This is a genomic window from Thermostichus sp. MS-CIW-26, from assembly GCF_054059115.1.
In genome coordinates this window covers 21,604-35,452 of record NZ_JBSSBV010000001.1, presented here as the reverse complement: position 1 = coordinate 35,452, position 13,849 = coordinate 21,604, and the positions used below count along the sequence as shown (strand labels likewise).

At 57.6% G+C, this 13,849-nt stretch carries 15 protein-coding genes and 1 tRNA gene; 11 read left to right on the top strand and 5 right to left on the bottom strand.

The window, feature by feature from the left end:
- Positions 1 to 40: 40 nt before the first annotated feature.
- A complete protein-coding gene (gap, locus tag ACVWZU_RS00185; protein WP_011433307.1) occupies positions 41 to 1,060 on the top strand; it encodes a type I glyceraldehyde-3-phosphate dehydrogenase in 1,020 nt (339 codons plus the stop codon).
- Between the two features lie 34 nt (positions 1,061 to 1,094).
- Here gap and ACVWZU_RS00180 read toward each other — a convergent pair whose 3' ends face one another.
- A complete protein-coding gene (locus tag ACVWZU_RS00180; protein WP_457442726.1) occupies positions 1,095 to 1,655 on the bottom strand; it encodes a 2'-5' RNA ligase family protein in 561 nt (186 codons plus the stop codon).
- A gap of 59 nt (positions 1,656 to 1,714) precedes the next feature.
- Here ACVWZU_RS00180 and ACVWZU_RS00175 point away from each other — a divergent pair, with 59 nt between their 5' ends.
- Positions 1,715 to 2,164 carry a (2Fe-2S) ferredoxin domain-containing protein gene (locus ACVWZU_RS00175; protein WP_414331431.1) on the top strand — a complete coding sequence of 150 codons (450 nt, stop codon included), beginning with the start codon at positions 1,715 to 1,717 and terminating at the stop codon, positions 2,162 to 2,164.
- Here the strand turns inward: ACVWZU_RS00175 and ACVWZU_RS00170 are convergent.
- Positions 2,133 to 2,765 (bottom strand): lysophospholipid acyltransferase family protein, encoded by a 633-nt coding sequence (locus ACVWZU_RS00170; RefSeq protein WP_414331435.1) that lies wholly within the window; start codon positions 2,763 to 2,765, stop codon positions 2,133 to 2,135. The genes ACVWZU_RS00175 and ACVWZU_RS00170 overlap by 32 nt on opposite strands.
- Positions 2,766 to 2,852: 87 nt before the next feature.
- Positions 2,853 to 3,563 carry a Uma2 family endonuclease gene (locus ACVWZU_RS00165; protein WP_414330056.1) on the bottom strand — a complete coding sequence of 237 codons (711 nt, stop codon included), beginning with the start codon at positions 3,561 to 3,563 and terminating at the stop codon, positions 2,853 to 2,855.
- Positions 3,564 to 3,715: 152 nt separating this feature from the next.
- Here ACVWZU_RS00165 and ACVWZU_RS00160 point away from each other — a divergent pair, with 152 nt between their 5' ends.
- From ACVWZU_RS00160 to groL, 4 genes are all read left to right on the top strand, one after another.
- Positions 3,716 to 4,195, top strand: a complete 480-nt coding sequence (locus tag ACVWZU_RS00160; RefSeq protein ID WP_457442724.1) for a GNAT family N-acetyltransferase — start codon at positions 3,716 to 3,718, stop codon at positions 4,193 to 4,195.
- Positions 4,196 to 4,206: 11 nt separating this feature from the next.
- A complete protein-coding gene (locus tag ACVWZU_RS00155) occupies positions 4,207 to 5,322 on the top strand; it encodes an NAD(P)/FAD-dependent oxidoreductase (protein ID WP_457442722.1) in 1,116 nt (371 codons plus the stop codon).
- 88 nt (positions 5,323 to 5,410) lie between these two features.
- Positions 5,411 to 5,737: a 30S ribosomal protein PSRP-3 gene (locus tag ACVWZU_RS00150; protein WP_414330048.1), complete on the top strand. Its 327-nt coding sequence runs from the start codon at positions 5,411 to 5,413 to the stop codon at positions 5,735 to 5,737.
- Between the two features lie 199 nt (positions 5,738 to 5,936).
- On the top strand, positions 5,937 to 7,556 hold the full coding sequence (groL, locus tag ACVWZU_RS00145; RefSeq protein WP_457442720.1) for a chaperonin GroEL: 1,620 nt from the start codon (positions 5,937 to 5,939) through the stop codon (positions 7,554 to 7,556).
- 30 nt (positions 7,557 to 7,586) lie between these two features.
- Here groL and ACVWZU_RS00140 read toward each other — a convergent pair whose 3' ends face one another.
- Both ACVWZU_RS00140 and ACVWZU_RS00135 read right to left on the bottom strand, forming a co-directional pair.
- Complete coding sequence (locus tag ACVWZU_RS00140) at positions 7,587 to 7,982, bottom strand: DUF4346 domain-containing protein (protein ID WP_414407603.1); 396 nt, start codon at positions 7,980 to 7,982, stop codon at positions 7,587 to 7,589.
- 197 nt (positions 7,983 to 8,179) lie between these two features.
- Positions 8,180 to 8,812, bottom strand: coding sequence for a DUF4384 domain-containing protein (locus tag ACVWZU_RS00135; RefSeq protein ID WP_414330041.1), 633 nt, complete (start codon positions 8,810 to 8,812; stop codon positions 8,180 to 8,182).
- A 260-nt stretch (positions 8,813 to 9,072) separates the two neighbouring features.
- Here ACVWZU_RS00135 and ACVWZU_RS00130 point away from each other — a divergent pair, with 260 nt between their 5' ends.
- From ACVWZU_RS00130 to ACVWZU_RS00110, 5 genes are all read left to right on the top strand, one after another.
- On the top strand, positions 9,073 to 9,510 hold the full coding sequence (locus tag ACVWZU_RS00130) for a tetratricopeptide repeat protein (protein ID WP_148202830.1): 438 nt from the start codon (positions 9,073 to 9,075) through the stop codon (positions 9,508 to 9,510).
- 86 nt (positions 9,511 to 9,596) lie between these two features.
- A tRNA-Ser gene (locus ACVWZU_RS00125) sits at positions 9,597 to 9,681 on the top strand.
- Between the two features lie 70 nt (positions 9,682 to 9,751).
- Positions 9,752 to 9,946, top strand: a complete 195-nt coding sequence (locus tag ACVWZU_RS00120; protein WP_011433320.1) for a hypothetical protein — start codon at positions 9,752 to 9,754, stop codon at positions 9,944 to 9,946.
- Positions 9,947 to 10,091: 145 nt separating this feature from the next.
- A complete protein-coding gene (locus ACVWZU_RS00115; protein WP_457442718.1) occupies positions 10,092 to 13,172 on the top strand; it encodes an anti-phage-associated DUF499 domain-containing protein in 3,081 nt (1,026 codons plus the stop codon).
- Positions 13,169 to 13,846: an anti-phage-associated DUF3780 domain-containing protein gene (locus tag ACVWZU_RS00110; RefSeq protein ID WP_457442716.1), complete on the top strand. Its 678-nt coding sequence runs from the start codon at positions 13,169 to 13,171 to the stop codon at positions 13,844 to 13,846. Before ACVWZU_RS00115 ends, ACVWZU_RS00110 begins: the two co-directional genes overlap by 4 nt.
- Positions 13,847 to 13,849 lie beyond the last annotated feature (3 nt).

The following is a 13,849-nucleotide window of genomic DNA, read 5'->3' as shown; positions in this document are numbered from 1 at the left end:
AGCAGCCCCCAAGAGATTTCAAGCAGCGAGGTCAGGAGCAGTGGTTAGGGTAGCCATCAACGGGTTTGGTCGCATTGGTCGCAACTTTTTGCGCTGTTGGCTGGGTCGCTCCCAGTCCAACCTGGACATTGTTGCCATCAACGACACCTCAGATGCTCGCACGGCTGCCCACCTGCTCAAGTACGATTCCATCCTTGGGCCGTTGCAGGGAGCAGACGTTGAGCCTGCAGAAAACGGTTTGGTGGTGAACGGCAAGCATATCTATGCCGTTTCCGACCGCAACCCCAGCAACCTGCCCTGGAAAGAGTGGAAGGTGGATCTTGTTATTGAAGCTACAGGTGTTTTTGTCGACTACCAGGGTGCCTCTAAGCACATAGAAGCGGGGGCCAAAAAGGTGGTGATCACCGCCCCGGCCAAGGGGGGAGACATTCCCACGTTTGTCTACGGTGTTAATCAACACACCTACGACCCGGTGCGGCACAACATTGTCAGCAACGCCAGCTGCACCACCAACTGCCTTGCCCCGATCATCAAGGTGTTGCTGGACAAGTTCGGCGTCCTCCGTGCCACCATGACCACCACCCACAGTTACACCGGCGACCAGCGGATCTTAGATGGTGGTCACCGCGATCTGCGGCGGGCCCGGGCAGCAGCATTGAGCATGGTGCCCACCACCACGGGGGCTGCCAAGGCGGTGGCTTTGGTGATCCCGGAGCTGAAAGGCAAGCTGAATGGGGTGGCGGTACGGGTTCCCACGCCCAATGTGTCTCTGGTGGACTTGGTGGTGCAGACGGAGCGGCGCGTGATTGCCGAGGAGGTAAACGCTGCCCTGAAGGAAGCCTCGGAAACCACGATGAAAGGGATCATCGCCTACTCGGATATTCCCTTGGTCTCCATCGACTACCGCGGCCACGACTGCTCGGCCATTGTGGATGCGGAGATGACCAGTGTGCTGGATGGGGATCTGGTCAAGGTCATGGCTTGGTACGACAACGAGTGGGGCTACTCCCAGCGGGTGTTGGACTTGGCGGAATACATGGCCGCTCACTGGGTGGAGTAGGCTGCTTCGGTTGGCAACCCTCTTCTGTTCCCCATTATTCCCCCATCGAGAACTGGGCAAAAACCTGCCAACGTTTGCCGTCGTGGAGGAGGAGCGTCAAAGCTGACGCTACAAACGCACTCTGGAAAGAACGCGTCTTGAACTCTGGCCAGGCGGCGCGAAAGTGGGCGGGGGTTAGGTCTCGGAAGGCCACGGTTATGTGGGGCACAAACGGACGGCCCTGAGCGGTCGTTTCTTTCCGGTTGAGAAGGAGCCCCATGTGGTGATGGGCTTGAGCTTGTAGCCGCTGCAGTTCTGGGGAGGGCACGACGTGAATAAAAATGACACGCGGCGCGAAGGCCCCAAAGCCGGATAACTGGATGGCGACGGGAGTTTGCTGCTTGGCAAAGGCCTCTAGGGATCCCGTCAAGGCCGGCAGATCGGAACTGGACCACTCGAACGGCGGCACCAGAGTGATGTGGGGAGGCGAGCGCAGGGCCGCTTGGCTGGCAAATTGCTCGGCAAACTGCTGTTTGATGGCTGTCACCTGCTCTTGCAGTGCTGGAGGGGGGAGCAGAGCAAGAAACAGTCGCTGCTTGGGGTTATCCACCAGCATCGGTAAGAACCTAGAGAACAGGGGATAATGCAACTGTAGCCAAGCCCAAACATCTTGTTATGTCGCGTCCTGTCGCTTCTTCCCCTATCCTGGATCCCTCCTCGGCAACCGGATCCCCAGGCCAAGCGCCTCAGCCGGCTCCCATTCCGCCCTACCAGTGGCATTTGTTCCTGTGTGCGGATCAAACTAAGCCCAAATGTTGTGAGAAAGCCGTGGGATTGGAAGCCTGGGACTATTTGAAATCGCGGATCAAGGAATTGAACCTGGAAATCGGGAGCGGGGGATCCCTGCGGGTACACCGCACCAAAGCCAACTGCCTGCGGGCGTGCGACTATGCTGTTCCCGGCCCTGTGCTGCTGGTCTATCCCGGTGGGTTTTGGTACCACTCGGTCACGCCGGAGGTGGTGGAGGAGATTCTTCAAAAGCACATCTTGGGAGGGATCCCTGTTGTTGAGTATCTGGTAGCCCAAGATACCCTCAGCGCCCCTGATCCAAAAGGGCATGGATAGCCTGCACGCACTCTGCCGTCACCTGCTGCAAATCGGCCTTATCGCTGGAAGCAGGGGGGGGAATCACGTTGCCAATGCGCACCGTGATGGGGCAGAACAAGCGCGGCCACCGGGATCCCTTGGGCAAGACCTTTTCCGTGCCCCAAAGGGCTACAGGCAGCAGAGGCGTTTGGGTGCGGGCTGCAACCAAGGCCGCTCCCAAGTGGGGCTGAGGAATGCGGCCATCGGGGGTACGAGTGCCATTCAAAAAGATCCCTACCGCCCATCCCTGCGCCAAAGCTGCTTCCGTGGCCCGCAGGGCAGCGCGGTCAGAGCCGCCTCTTTTGACCGGGTAGGCGCCGTAGAGCTGGATCACCTGCTTCAGCCCCGGCACCCGAAACAGCTCTTCCTTGGCCATGAAGGCCACCGGGCGGCGCACCGCATTGGCCACCAGCGGCGGATCCAAATGGCTGGCGTGGTTGCTGACGACGATGAGGGATCCCTGGCGAGGCACGTTTTCCTGCCCATAGGTGCGCCCAAAATACAGTCCCCGAAACAAGGGGTTGACCACCAGCCACTTGAGCAGCCAGTAGGCCAACCAATCCCGGCGGCGATAACCCATCTGTGAGTCCAACGATCCCTGCCACTCCGGCAGCAGTTCCCTCTCTGAGTGTAGTGGAGGGTGGGTGCTGAAAGGGATCCCTGGGCTTCAGCTCTCCAAATCGGGATCCTCACCCAAAGCCCGCAATCTTGCCGCCAGACGCTCCGCCCGTTGATGTTCTCGCTCCGCCCTTTGGCGTTCTTGCTCGGCCCGTTCCCGCTCCAACTCAGCCCGTTCATCGCCGGTCAGCAGCAACTGTCCTTGGGCATCACACCAGCGCAGCCAGCGAGCTTGTTTCCCCTCAAAAACGCCTTCCCACACCGTCAGGCCCAGCCCCACCTGTTCTAGCCAGGTCTCGGTCATTTCCGCGTAGTGGCGGCCCCGCAGCTCGAAAATGCGCAACTCCTCTGGCCCCAGCTCATGATTGGGATCGAAGACCGCGTAGTAGCTAACTCGCATCTGCTCATAACGGCTCAGCTTGCCTTCCAGCTCGTCGCCTTCGCGGTTGGAGACGATCTCGATCACCACATCCGGCGGCTTGTCAAATTGCCAGAGCAGGTAGCAACGGTTTTGCTTCTCCCACCATTGCTCCGGCACCGTGACGTCCAGGCTGAGAAAAACATCCGGCACAATCGGGGGCCGACCGATGGCGGTGTAGATGCCTACATTTGCCGCTGCTAAAAAGGTTTTGCCGCGCAAAGCGCTGTAGAGAGCTCCAGTCAGGAGGCGCTGCTGTTTTTCCGAGGCAAAGTTATCCACCGGGGTATCATCCTCTGTTACGAGATCGGCGACGTCGGGAACCAGCAGTTCAGTATCCATGGGCAGATGGGGTTGGGGATGCTAGCGATCTTAGCTGCTCACCTCAGGGATCCTCTGCTCCCTGAGAAACAGAGAAAACAGAGTCCTCGAGCAAGCCCAGGTACAATCGAGAAAGCTTTACTTAACGATGATTTCTTTTTCTTCGCTGCTTGATGCAGATCGACATCCGTCCTGCGGAAAACTTGGACAGTGCGGCTCTGCTCCACATTTTGCAAGTGGTCTTTGCGGAGTATCCAGGCTGTGTATTGGACATCGAAGAGGTGCCGGAGTTGCTTCAGCCTGCCACAGCTTTCGCGGAGATGGGGGGATCCCTTTGGGTGGCGCAGCATCAAGGTCAGGTGGTCGGCTGTGTCGGCCTTGTGCCCGATGGGATCCCTGGGCGCATGGAGCTGAAAAAACTCTACACTCTGCCCGCAGTGCGCGGTCGGGGTTTGGGTCGGCGTTTGATTGAACAGGCCGAATTTGCGGCTCGGCAGCAGCAGGCGGACTCTCTGCATCTGTGGACAGATACTCGCTTCACGACGGCTCATCGGGTTTATGAGCGGCTCGGCTATGTGCGTCTGCCGGAAATTCGTGAATTGCACGATCGCAGCAACTCTGTGGAGTATCACTACGAAAAGCATCTCCATTGAGGGTTGGGCTGTTGAACTGTGATGTGCTGGTGATCGGCTGTGGGGTGGTGGGCTGTGCCATCGCCTACGAATTGTCTGCGGCTGGCCTATCGGTGGTTGGGATCGATGCCGGGGATCCTGCCGCCGGCTCGACAGGGGCAGCTCTGGGGGTATTGGTGGGCATTTCCAGTCGGCAAGCGGGTGGGGAGACGGTTCAGCTTCGCCTGAAAAGCCTGGAGCAGTTCGATCCCCTAATCGCGCGGCTGGAGGAAGACCTGGGCCGGAGTTTGCCCGTCAATCGGCGCGGCATTCTCAAACTCCTCAGGGAGGAGGAAGTGGAAGCTTGGCAAGAGACCCTGGCGGCCCGCCGACAAGCAGGTTACCGCCTAGATCTGCTCAGCCCTGCCGAAGTGGGATCCCTGCAGCCCGGCCTGCGCAGCGACCTGGCGGCGGCCATCTACTCTCCCCAGGATCGACAAGTCCAACCCAAGCTCCTAACCCAGGCTCTCTTGGAAGCAGCCCAACGCAAGGGATCCCGCTTTTTCTTCCACCAGCCTGTCCAGAAGATTCAGCGCAGCTCGGATCCCCCCTTTCGCCTGCAAACGGTTTACACGCCCGCTCTCACCCTCTCGGCAGGGCACGTCATCCTGGCGGCAGGTCTGGGCAGCTCTCCTCTGGCCAAAGAGCTGGGGCTGCAGGTGCCGCTGCAAGCGGTCAAAGGTCAGGCCCTGCGGGTCAAAGCCCCCGGGATCCCCCTGGGGCCCGTGGTCACCGACGCGGATCTGCATCTGGTTCCCCTGGGGGATGGATCCCTGTGGGTGGGGGCAACAGTGGAATTTCAGGCCCCTCATCCCGAGCCGACGCTGCTGGCGCTACAAGATCTGCTGGCCCGCGCCATCCGACTCTGCCCGGCTTTGGCCGCAGCGACTTTGTTGGATCATTGGGCCAGCCATCGGCCTCGACCAGTGGGACAGCGCGCCCCCATCCTGGGTTGGGCTCCTGGCTACGCCAATCTGCTCATTGCCACCGGCCATTATCGCAATGGAGTGTTGCTGGCCCCGATCAGCGCCGCCATCCTGCGGGACTTGGTACTGAAAGGGGAAACAGCCCTCTGTGATCTAGGGCCCTTTGCCCCCAGACAGGGCTGAGCCCGTATCCATCTTCCGGCTCTCGGCCCGCCGATGGACAGGACATATGTCAGAATGAAAGGCTGCCTGGTTAGGATCGGATCGTCCGTTGAGTAGCCCAAAGGAGAAGAGAGCCTTGCCGAAGTTCGCCCTAAAAGCCCTCTGGTTGGAAAACGATTTGGCTATTGCCGTCGATCAGGTGGTGGCCAAAAACCGCAGCCCCCTCACCCACTACTTTTTCTGGCCGCGGGATGACGCTTGGGAGCAGCTTAAGGCTGAGCTGGAAAGCAAAACTTGGATCAGCGAAGTGGATCGCATCGAGCTGCTCAACCGAGCCACCGAACTCATCAACTACTGGCAAAACGGCGGGCGCAACCGCCCCATCAGCGAAGCCCAGGCCCAGTTTCCCGACATCCTGATCGGCGGCAACTCCTAGCCCTCTCCCCCCTGTCAGCCAAAACGTGACTCCGGATCTGCCCATCTTGCTCAGGCTCCCGTCTTTGAGCTAGATTGGCACTCGGGAGTTTAGAGTGCTAACTCCCTGCTGGCCGAGCCGGAGGATTCCTGGGAACCCCACTCCGCCTGGCAGTACCCAAAGTAGGAGCCCAGTCAGACTTACGAGGATCGCGGATTCTATGGCAAAGCGGATTCTGTTTAGAGAAGAGGCCCGCAAGGCATTGGAGCAGGGCATCAACCAACTGGCGGATGCAATCAAGGTTACGATTGGCCCCAAAGGACGCAACGTGGTCTTGGAGAAGAAGTTTGGTGCCCCCCAAATCGTCAACGACGGGGTCACGATTGCCAAGGAAATTGAGTTGGCCGATCCTTTGGAGAACACAGGCGCCCAGTTGATGCGGGAAGTGGCCTCTAAGACCAACGATGTGGCCGGAGATGGTACCACCACAGCCACCATCCTGGCCCAAAGCATGGTGCGGGAAGGGCTCAAAAACATCTCGGCGGGCGCCAACCCTGTGGCCTTGCGACGCGGCATTGAAAAGACCACCGCCTACTTGGTGGAGCAAATTGCGGCTCACGCCAAGGCTGTGGAAGGCCGTAAGACCATCGCCGAAGTAGCCACCATCTCTGCCGGCAATGACAGCGAAGTGGGAGAGATGATCGCCAAGGCCATGGATGCTGTAGGGCGAGATGGGGTGATCACGGTCGAAGAATCCAAGTCGCTGGAAACCGAGTTGGACGTGGTGGAGGGGATGCAGTTTGACCGCGGCTACATTTCCCCCTATTTCGTCACCGACTCGGAGCGGATGGTGGCCGAGTATGAGAATGCTTATCTGCTGATTACCAGCAACAAGATCTCCAGCCTGCAAGATCTGGTGCCCATCCTAGAGCGGGTGGCCCGCGAGGGTCGGCCTCTTCTGGTCATTGCGGAGGATGTGGAGGGAGAGGCTCTGGCCACATTGGTGGTGAACCGCCTGCGGGGGGTACTCAATGCGGTGGCGGTCAAGGCTCCGGCTTTTGGGGATCGGCGCAAAGCCATGCTGGAAGATATCGCCATTCTCACCGGCGGGCAGCTCATCTCTGAGGATGTTGGCATCAAGCTGGATAAGGTCACCCTGGACATGATGGGGGTGGCCCGCAAGATCACTGTCACCAAAGACAAGACCACCATTGTGACCGATGGCAGCACCAAAGCGGCGGTGGAAAAGCGGGTGGCTCAAATTCGCAAGCAACTGGAAACCACCGATTCCGAGTACGACCGCGAGAAACTGCAAGAACGCATCGCCAAGTTAGCCGGGGGAGTGGCGGTGATCAAAGTGGGGGCTGCCACTGAAACAGAACTCAAAGATCGCAAGCTGCGCATTGAGGATGCCCTGAATGCCACCCGAGCTGCGGTGGAAGAAGGGATCGTCCCTGGCGGCGGGGCGACGCTATTGCACCTCTCCAAAGGGATCCCGGCTTTCAAGGCCAAGTTGAATGCCGAAGAACAGGTGGGGGCAGAAATTGTTTACCGAGCCTTGCAGGCCCCTCTCTTTCAGATTGCCCACAATGCCGGTCTGGAAGGGTCAGTGGTGGTGGAAAAGGTTTTGGAGAAGGAGATGCCCTTTGGCTTCGATGCCCTGACCGGAACCTATGTGGATATGTTTGCCCAGGGGATCGTGGATCCGGCCAAAGTGGTGCGCTCAGCGCTGCAAAACGCGGCTTCCATAGCCGGAATGTACCTCACAACCGAAGCGATTGTGGTGGAAAAGCCTGAGCCCAAGCCGGCGGCTGGCTCTGCACCTAAGGGGATGATGTAGTCTTGCGAAAGTGAGCTTTCTGGGAAGGGATCAGTCTTGGATGTACTCCTCGCCAGAGATCAGGGCAGCTTCGGCTTTTTGAAACTCCCTTCCCAAGTAGGCCGCATGGCTGAGCTGGGAGACCACTCTCTCCTGCTCCTTTTCAAAGATCTGTACACACAGTTCTTTGGCCGTGCGCCCAACATACACCCGTTCAGGGGATCGGTTGACGGAGCCCTTTGCCGGGATCACAGCTCCTGTTTCCGGATCGGTGGCCAGCCCCCGCTCATTGATGACGGTGCTGTAGTACTTGGCGCAAATGAGGTTCTGCTCCCGATCCAAGTAGATGACGAAATAGCCCGCCGGATCCAGATCCAGGGGTCGGCGGGAGAGATGGTCGTCAATGCTGCGAATCTGCTCGCTCAGGGGATTGGAGGAAGGGGACATAGAATGGCCGACCAAAACCGCACAGGAGAAACGTAGCCGAGACTACCTTTGGCTGCTCTCATTGTGGCAGATAAACCCAATCTTTGGGCAGCCTTTGGGGTGGTTGACTTCCTTCCCAGCTTGAACGGTGGGGCTGGTCATATACCCGATGAAGGGGATCCTGTGCGGGCCATCCACCTGAGGTCTCAGAGCTTGGATTAGCGCGGGGCAACCCGATAGAATCGGGTGGCCGTCACCCACTGGTCGGAAGGGATCCCCTCGACAATAATGGCGCGGGCAATGGCATTGCCCAGTTGGGATCCCCGAACCCGCACGTCGGCAAAGGAGCCACTCTGCTCGAAAGAGGCGATCTCCTGGAAGTTCAGCGGACGGGGGGATGCCACCGCCAACACCTGGGCTTGACCGAAAGGCGGAGCGATGGTCAACCGGTAGCTGGCCCCCGGCGGTGGGAAGGTGCGCACTTCTCCGGCCCGCAGAAACTCGTTGCCACCGGAAAAGCGGTTGGGCAAAATCAGATGGGTACGGCCATCGGCTTGGATGCTGAACAGGTAAACGTAGGCATCGCGGTTGGTGCTCAGGGTAATGGCAATCGGCTCGCCAGGCCGGTAGATGGGGTTAGACCCGTGCCGATCCAGCTCCAGATTCACCCGCAGGTCGGAAGGAACGGGGTTGACAATGATGGAGCGGGTGCCAACATCCAACTGACGAGTATCGGCCAGTTGCAGCCTTTGTAAAGGAGGGTAGATGCCTAGGGTTTGCGGAAAAACAGCGGTGGTCGGAGCCACAGACAGCCCCAAAGCCAGCGGTAGGAAAAGCAGTTTGGCGTTCATGGTTCACACCCAATCAATGGCTATGTTCATCCTAGGAAGGGGCGCAGGTTATGCGGGTCAGGCTTTGCGCAATCTCCAATCTCCTGCCGCGGCAGTTTCTCCTGCTGCAGATGGCATCACCCAGGGGGAAAAGACGCTGAACCGGCAGGGGCACAGCTCTGTTCTCGGCATCTAGGATGGGAATTGGGGGCAACACGTTTGGCAAGGGTTAAGCTGCAAATAACCTCACGCCAGGTTCCCATTCAACCCCAAACTTGCTCATGGCTCACGACAGCTACCAAGAGGGCATTGCAGCGGTACAAGCGGGCGATTTCCAGGCTGCCATCCAAGCGTTTCGCCAGGCGGTTGCTGCCGATCCAACCCATACCGAAGCTCGTTACAAGCTGGCCTGGGTACTGGGCATGAGCGGCTATCTGGATCCGGCCCTGACAGAGCTGGAAGCCGTTTTGGCGGCAGATCCCAACCATGTGGCAGCCCATTACAATCGAGGGGCCCTCCTCTTGCAAAAGGCCCAACTGGAAGCAGATGAGGACGGACAAATCGATCTGGCCGTTCTGCAACAGGCGGAAGCAGCCTTTCAAGCGGTGATGCGCTTGGATCCCACCGACCAACGGGCCTTTGCCTTCCTCAATTTGGTCAAGCGGGCCATTCGCAACCATCAGGCGTCCACTCAGGTCTCCGGCGGCAGTGGCGGGTAAATCTGTGGAGGTTGTGGTCGGCTGGTGATTGCACAGCCTGAAGCCCATTGCGTAACATAAGTAAAGCCTGGGGATCCCGGCAATTTGGAGAGGTGTCCGAGCGGTTTAAGGAAGCAGTCTTGAAAACTGCCGTGGTTGACGCCACCGTGGGTTCGAATCCCACCCTCTCCGTTTATCTTGAGGTAAAGCCCAACGGGTCGAAGCTACAGAGATTCACTGGCCCAGAGGGGGAGCTATCCACATGACCATCCTTGATTTATCGACCTTGACCACTCAACAGCTCAAAGACATAGCTTGGCAGTTGCGGGGCACTCCCGCAGTGGAGCCCATCTATCGGGAACTGGGATCCCGACCCAAGAGCATAGTGATTGCACCTGAAGATCCCCAGTGGACAGAAAAGGTTAACCAAATCCTCACAGAGGGATCCCCATCCTGACCGTCGCATCCCAAACAAGGCGGGACATGAATATCGAACAGCCGCCCTTGCCTGCCTGTGTCAGCTCTGCTAAATACTGAACACCCCCCACAGTTCCTTTAGTTGAAGAGAGGGTCACCATCTTGGGTAGCAGGAGCTAGCCGCAATGATTCCCACCGTCAAAGACGTTTGTCAAATTCATCCTATGGCCTTGAACTACGCCATAGTTGAGCAAATTGAAAATCTGTCGAATGTTATCGAGCATACAGCAGAGGATGCCCGGGCATTCTTCGCCAAAAACCACATTACCCGCGGGATGGATCTGTTGCTGCGTCAGGGGCTCAAACGGCTGGCAGGTCGCTCCGACCAAGCGGTGTTTGAACTCAAACAGGCGATGGGGGGTGGTAAAACCCACTCCATGATTGCCCTAGGGTTGCTGGCGCGGGATGCCGCTTTGCGTGCCGAGGTTGTGCCAGACATCACTCAAGATGCTCCTTTTGCCGACGCTAAACTGGTTGCCATCAATGGACGCCTCAAGTTCGAGCAACGGTTTATTTGGGGAGAGATTGCCCGGCAACTGGGGAAAGAAGAGGCTTTTGTCAAATTTTGGCAGCACGGAGCAGATGCCCCCAGTGAGCAGGATTGGATTGATTTAATTGGAGATGAACCCACCCTCATTCTATTGGACGAGCTGCCGCCCTACTTCGACTACGCCATTACCCGCATGGTGGGCGGAGGTACATTGGCGCAAGTGACAACCTACGCCCTATCGAACCTGCTGAGTGCCGCCTTGAAGTTAAAGCGCTGCTGCATTGTCATTTCCAACCTATCCGGCAGCTACGAAGGAGCCTCACGGGAACTGCAAAAAGCAATCGGTAACTTCGCTCAAGAAACCAACCGCCAAGCGCGATCCATCACACCGGTAGATCTGGGCACATCGGAAATTTACGACATTCTCCGCAAGCGGCTATTTAGCTCCCTGCCCAATGTACAAACCATTGATGCAGTTGCTTCTGCCTACGCAAAAGTGCTGGGAGATGCAGCCAGAGCCAAATCAATTGCCAAAACTGCCGAACAAATTGCCGCCGAAATTCATGCTTCTTACCCTTTCCATCCTTCGGTTAAGCACATCATTGCCCTATTTAAGGAAAACGAAAGCTACCGTCAAACTCGCGGCTTGATGCAGTTTGTTTCAAAAATAATCCAGTCGGTATGGGAGCGTCCCAGCAACGATGTCTACCTGATCGGTTGCCAGCATCTGAACCTCAACATCCCAGATGTGCGGGAAGAGATCAACAAAATCAGCAATCTACAGGGAGCGATTGCCCACGATATTGCGGCCAATGGCACTGCTGTCGCTGAACTGGTGGATCAAAAACTGGGCCATGATGCTGCCAGTCAGATTGCTGCCCTGCTGTTGACTGCCTCTCTGTCTGAATCAGTTGATGCCGTGAAAGGCTTTACCGAGGGGCAATTTTTGGAATACCTAGTAGCTCCTCAGCGGAATGTCAGCGAATTTCAGGATGCTTTTCAAGCGTTCCGTGCCAACGCCTGGTACCTGCACCGCAAAGAAAACGATGCTTGGTACTTTTCCAACATCGAGAACCTGCGTAAGCGCATTGATAGCCGTGCCCGCAACGCTCCCCAGCCGAAAATTGATGCGGAAATGAAGCGGCGGCTGGAAGAAATTTTCCGACCCCAACGGCGGATTGCCTATCAAGAGGTGCAAGCCCTGCCCAAAATTGATGAGATTCGCCTCAATGGCCCGCGGGTGTGCCTGGTACTCAGCCCAGACAGCAAAACACCCCCAGAAGAGGCCCAGCAGTTTTGGGAAAGTGTTCCCGAGAAGAACAACTTTTGTGTGGTTACCGGAGATGGCTCCAATCTGGCCAGCCTAGAAGACAAAACCCGTCGTTTGTGGGCCGTTGCCCGAGTACTGGAAGAAACCGGTGGAGACAAATCCCCCCACAAAGCAGAACTGGAGGAAGAGGCCGAACAAGCCGCCTACGACTTTAACGCCACTGTGGTCAGCCTGTTCAATCGGGTCTATTACCCCATCAAGGGCAAACTGACTCCTACCAAGCTCTCCATGACCTTTACGGGCAATACCTTCCATGCTGAAGAGCAGATCGAAAAAGCCCTATCCGATGTCGGTGCATCCAAGCTGTATGTCGATGTGGAAGCCAATGCCGAGGCGTTGCTGTCGCGAGCAGAAGACCTGTTGTGGCCGGCAGGGGGAGAGCGGCGTATCCCTTGGCGAGACGTGGTTTCCCGCACCATCACCAACGAGCGCTGGCCCTGGTTGCCCCCCAAAGGAATGGATACCCTGCGGCAGATAGCCGTCAGCCAAGGTCGCTGGCGGTACACCGAAGATGGATACATCGAAAAGGGGCCCTTTCCGCCCCCCCGCACATCCGTAGCCATCACCCAGCGAGAATACGATGACCGCACCGGTACGGCTACCTTGGAAATTCTGCCTCGAGATGCGGGCAAAAATGGCCGTGTTCACTACGACTACGCGCCCAATGTGGATGCCAACAGCCCTGTGGTGCCCGATACGATCTGGACAACCAATGCCACTGCCCTGTGGTTTGTCGCCATTGACCCGGATGGCCGGCACGAGACAGGGGATGTCTATGCTTGGAAGAATACGCTGACCCTCACCCACCAGCCTCGTATTGGCGGCGGCAAGCGCACCGTAGAGCTAACCGTGAAACCCCGTGGTCAAATTCGCTGGAACACCACGGGCATTAACCCACGGGAAGGCACCCTCTACACTGGCCCCATCGAACTAGAGGGATCAGAAGCCGTTACCATCTATGCCTACGCCGAAGATCAAGGGGTGAGCACCACTCGCAACTTCACGATCCCGGCGCTCGACCAAAAAGGGCCGGTGATTGACAAAAACAAACCGGCTAAGCTGCACAAGCGCCTCAACCTGCAAGGAAATAAGGCGAGTTATACGGCCATCAATCAGAGCAAGGCTTTGGGTGTGCAACTGGCGGGTGGGATCTCCCTAACCGTGGGGGAAGGGAACCGAGCCATCACCACCCGGTTTGGAAGCGATATGGTGGTAAAAGCGGAAGACATTGAGCAGTTTATTGCGATAGCACGTCAGGCTTTGGGCAATGAGACGGCAGAGGTGAGTCTGCGCTTGGACGAGCTACGCTTCAGCAGCGGCCACGATTTGGAAGTCTTTTTGCATCGGTTGGAAATCAATCCTGAGCCGGGAGAGGTAGAGCAGTGAGCGATAAAAAATGGGAGACGGTGGGGTTCGGCTGTCCCAAAACCGTTGATCCCCACCACTTTGTGGTCGAAATACCTGCCGGCAGAACCGCTCCTGTGCTGATTTACGAAGTCTATGGCATCAAGGCGGGCATCAACGGACAGCCGGACATTGCGGAGCGCTGTGTTCTCAGCCGGTCTATCTGGAGCCAGATTGCTGAGGATCTCAAACAAGAGTTTAATGACCGCCTGCGGGCGAAAAAAATGAATCCGAGCCGTTGGACAACTGGCCGCAACCTCGTAGAACGTCTGCTGGGGAAGGAATTGCTGGTGCTGGCTTGGGCAGTAGAACGGGCCAAACCGGAGGCGATCCCCAATGCCATTCGCAACTGGAGAGGGCTGCGTCCAGAAGAGCGCTGGTGGCTTTACACCATGACAGCAGCGGCGACAGGGGGTGTCGATCACGGGAATATCGGTTGGCGCAAAGCCCTGCGCTATGCCCTCACAGAAAATCCCTTGACGGAACTGAGTGTGCCCACTCCGGTCAAGCGCCCATACCAGCCAGCTTGTTCCGATAGCTTGCGTAGCGAAGCCGTAGAAGCCGATCAACTCAGCCTGTTATCCTGCTTGCAAGAAGATCCCTCGCCCTTTTGGGATGGTGAAGCAACCATTGGCACGACAAAGCTAAGAGATTAAGTT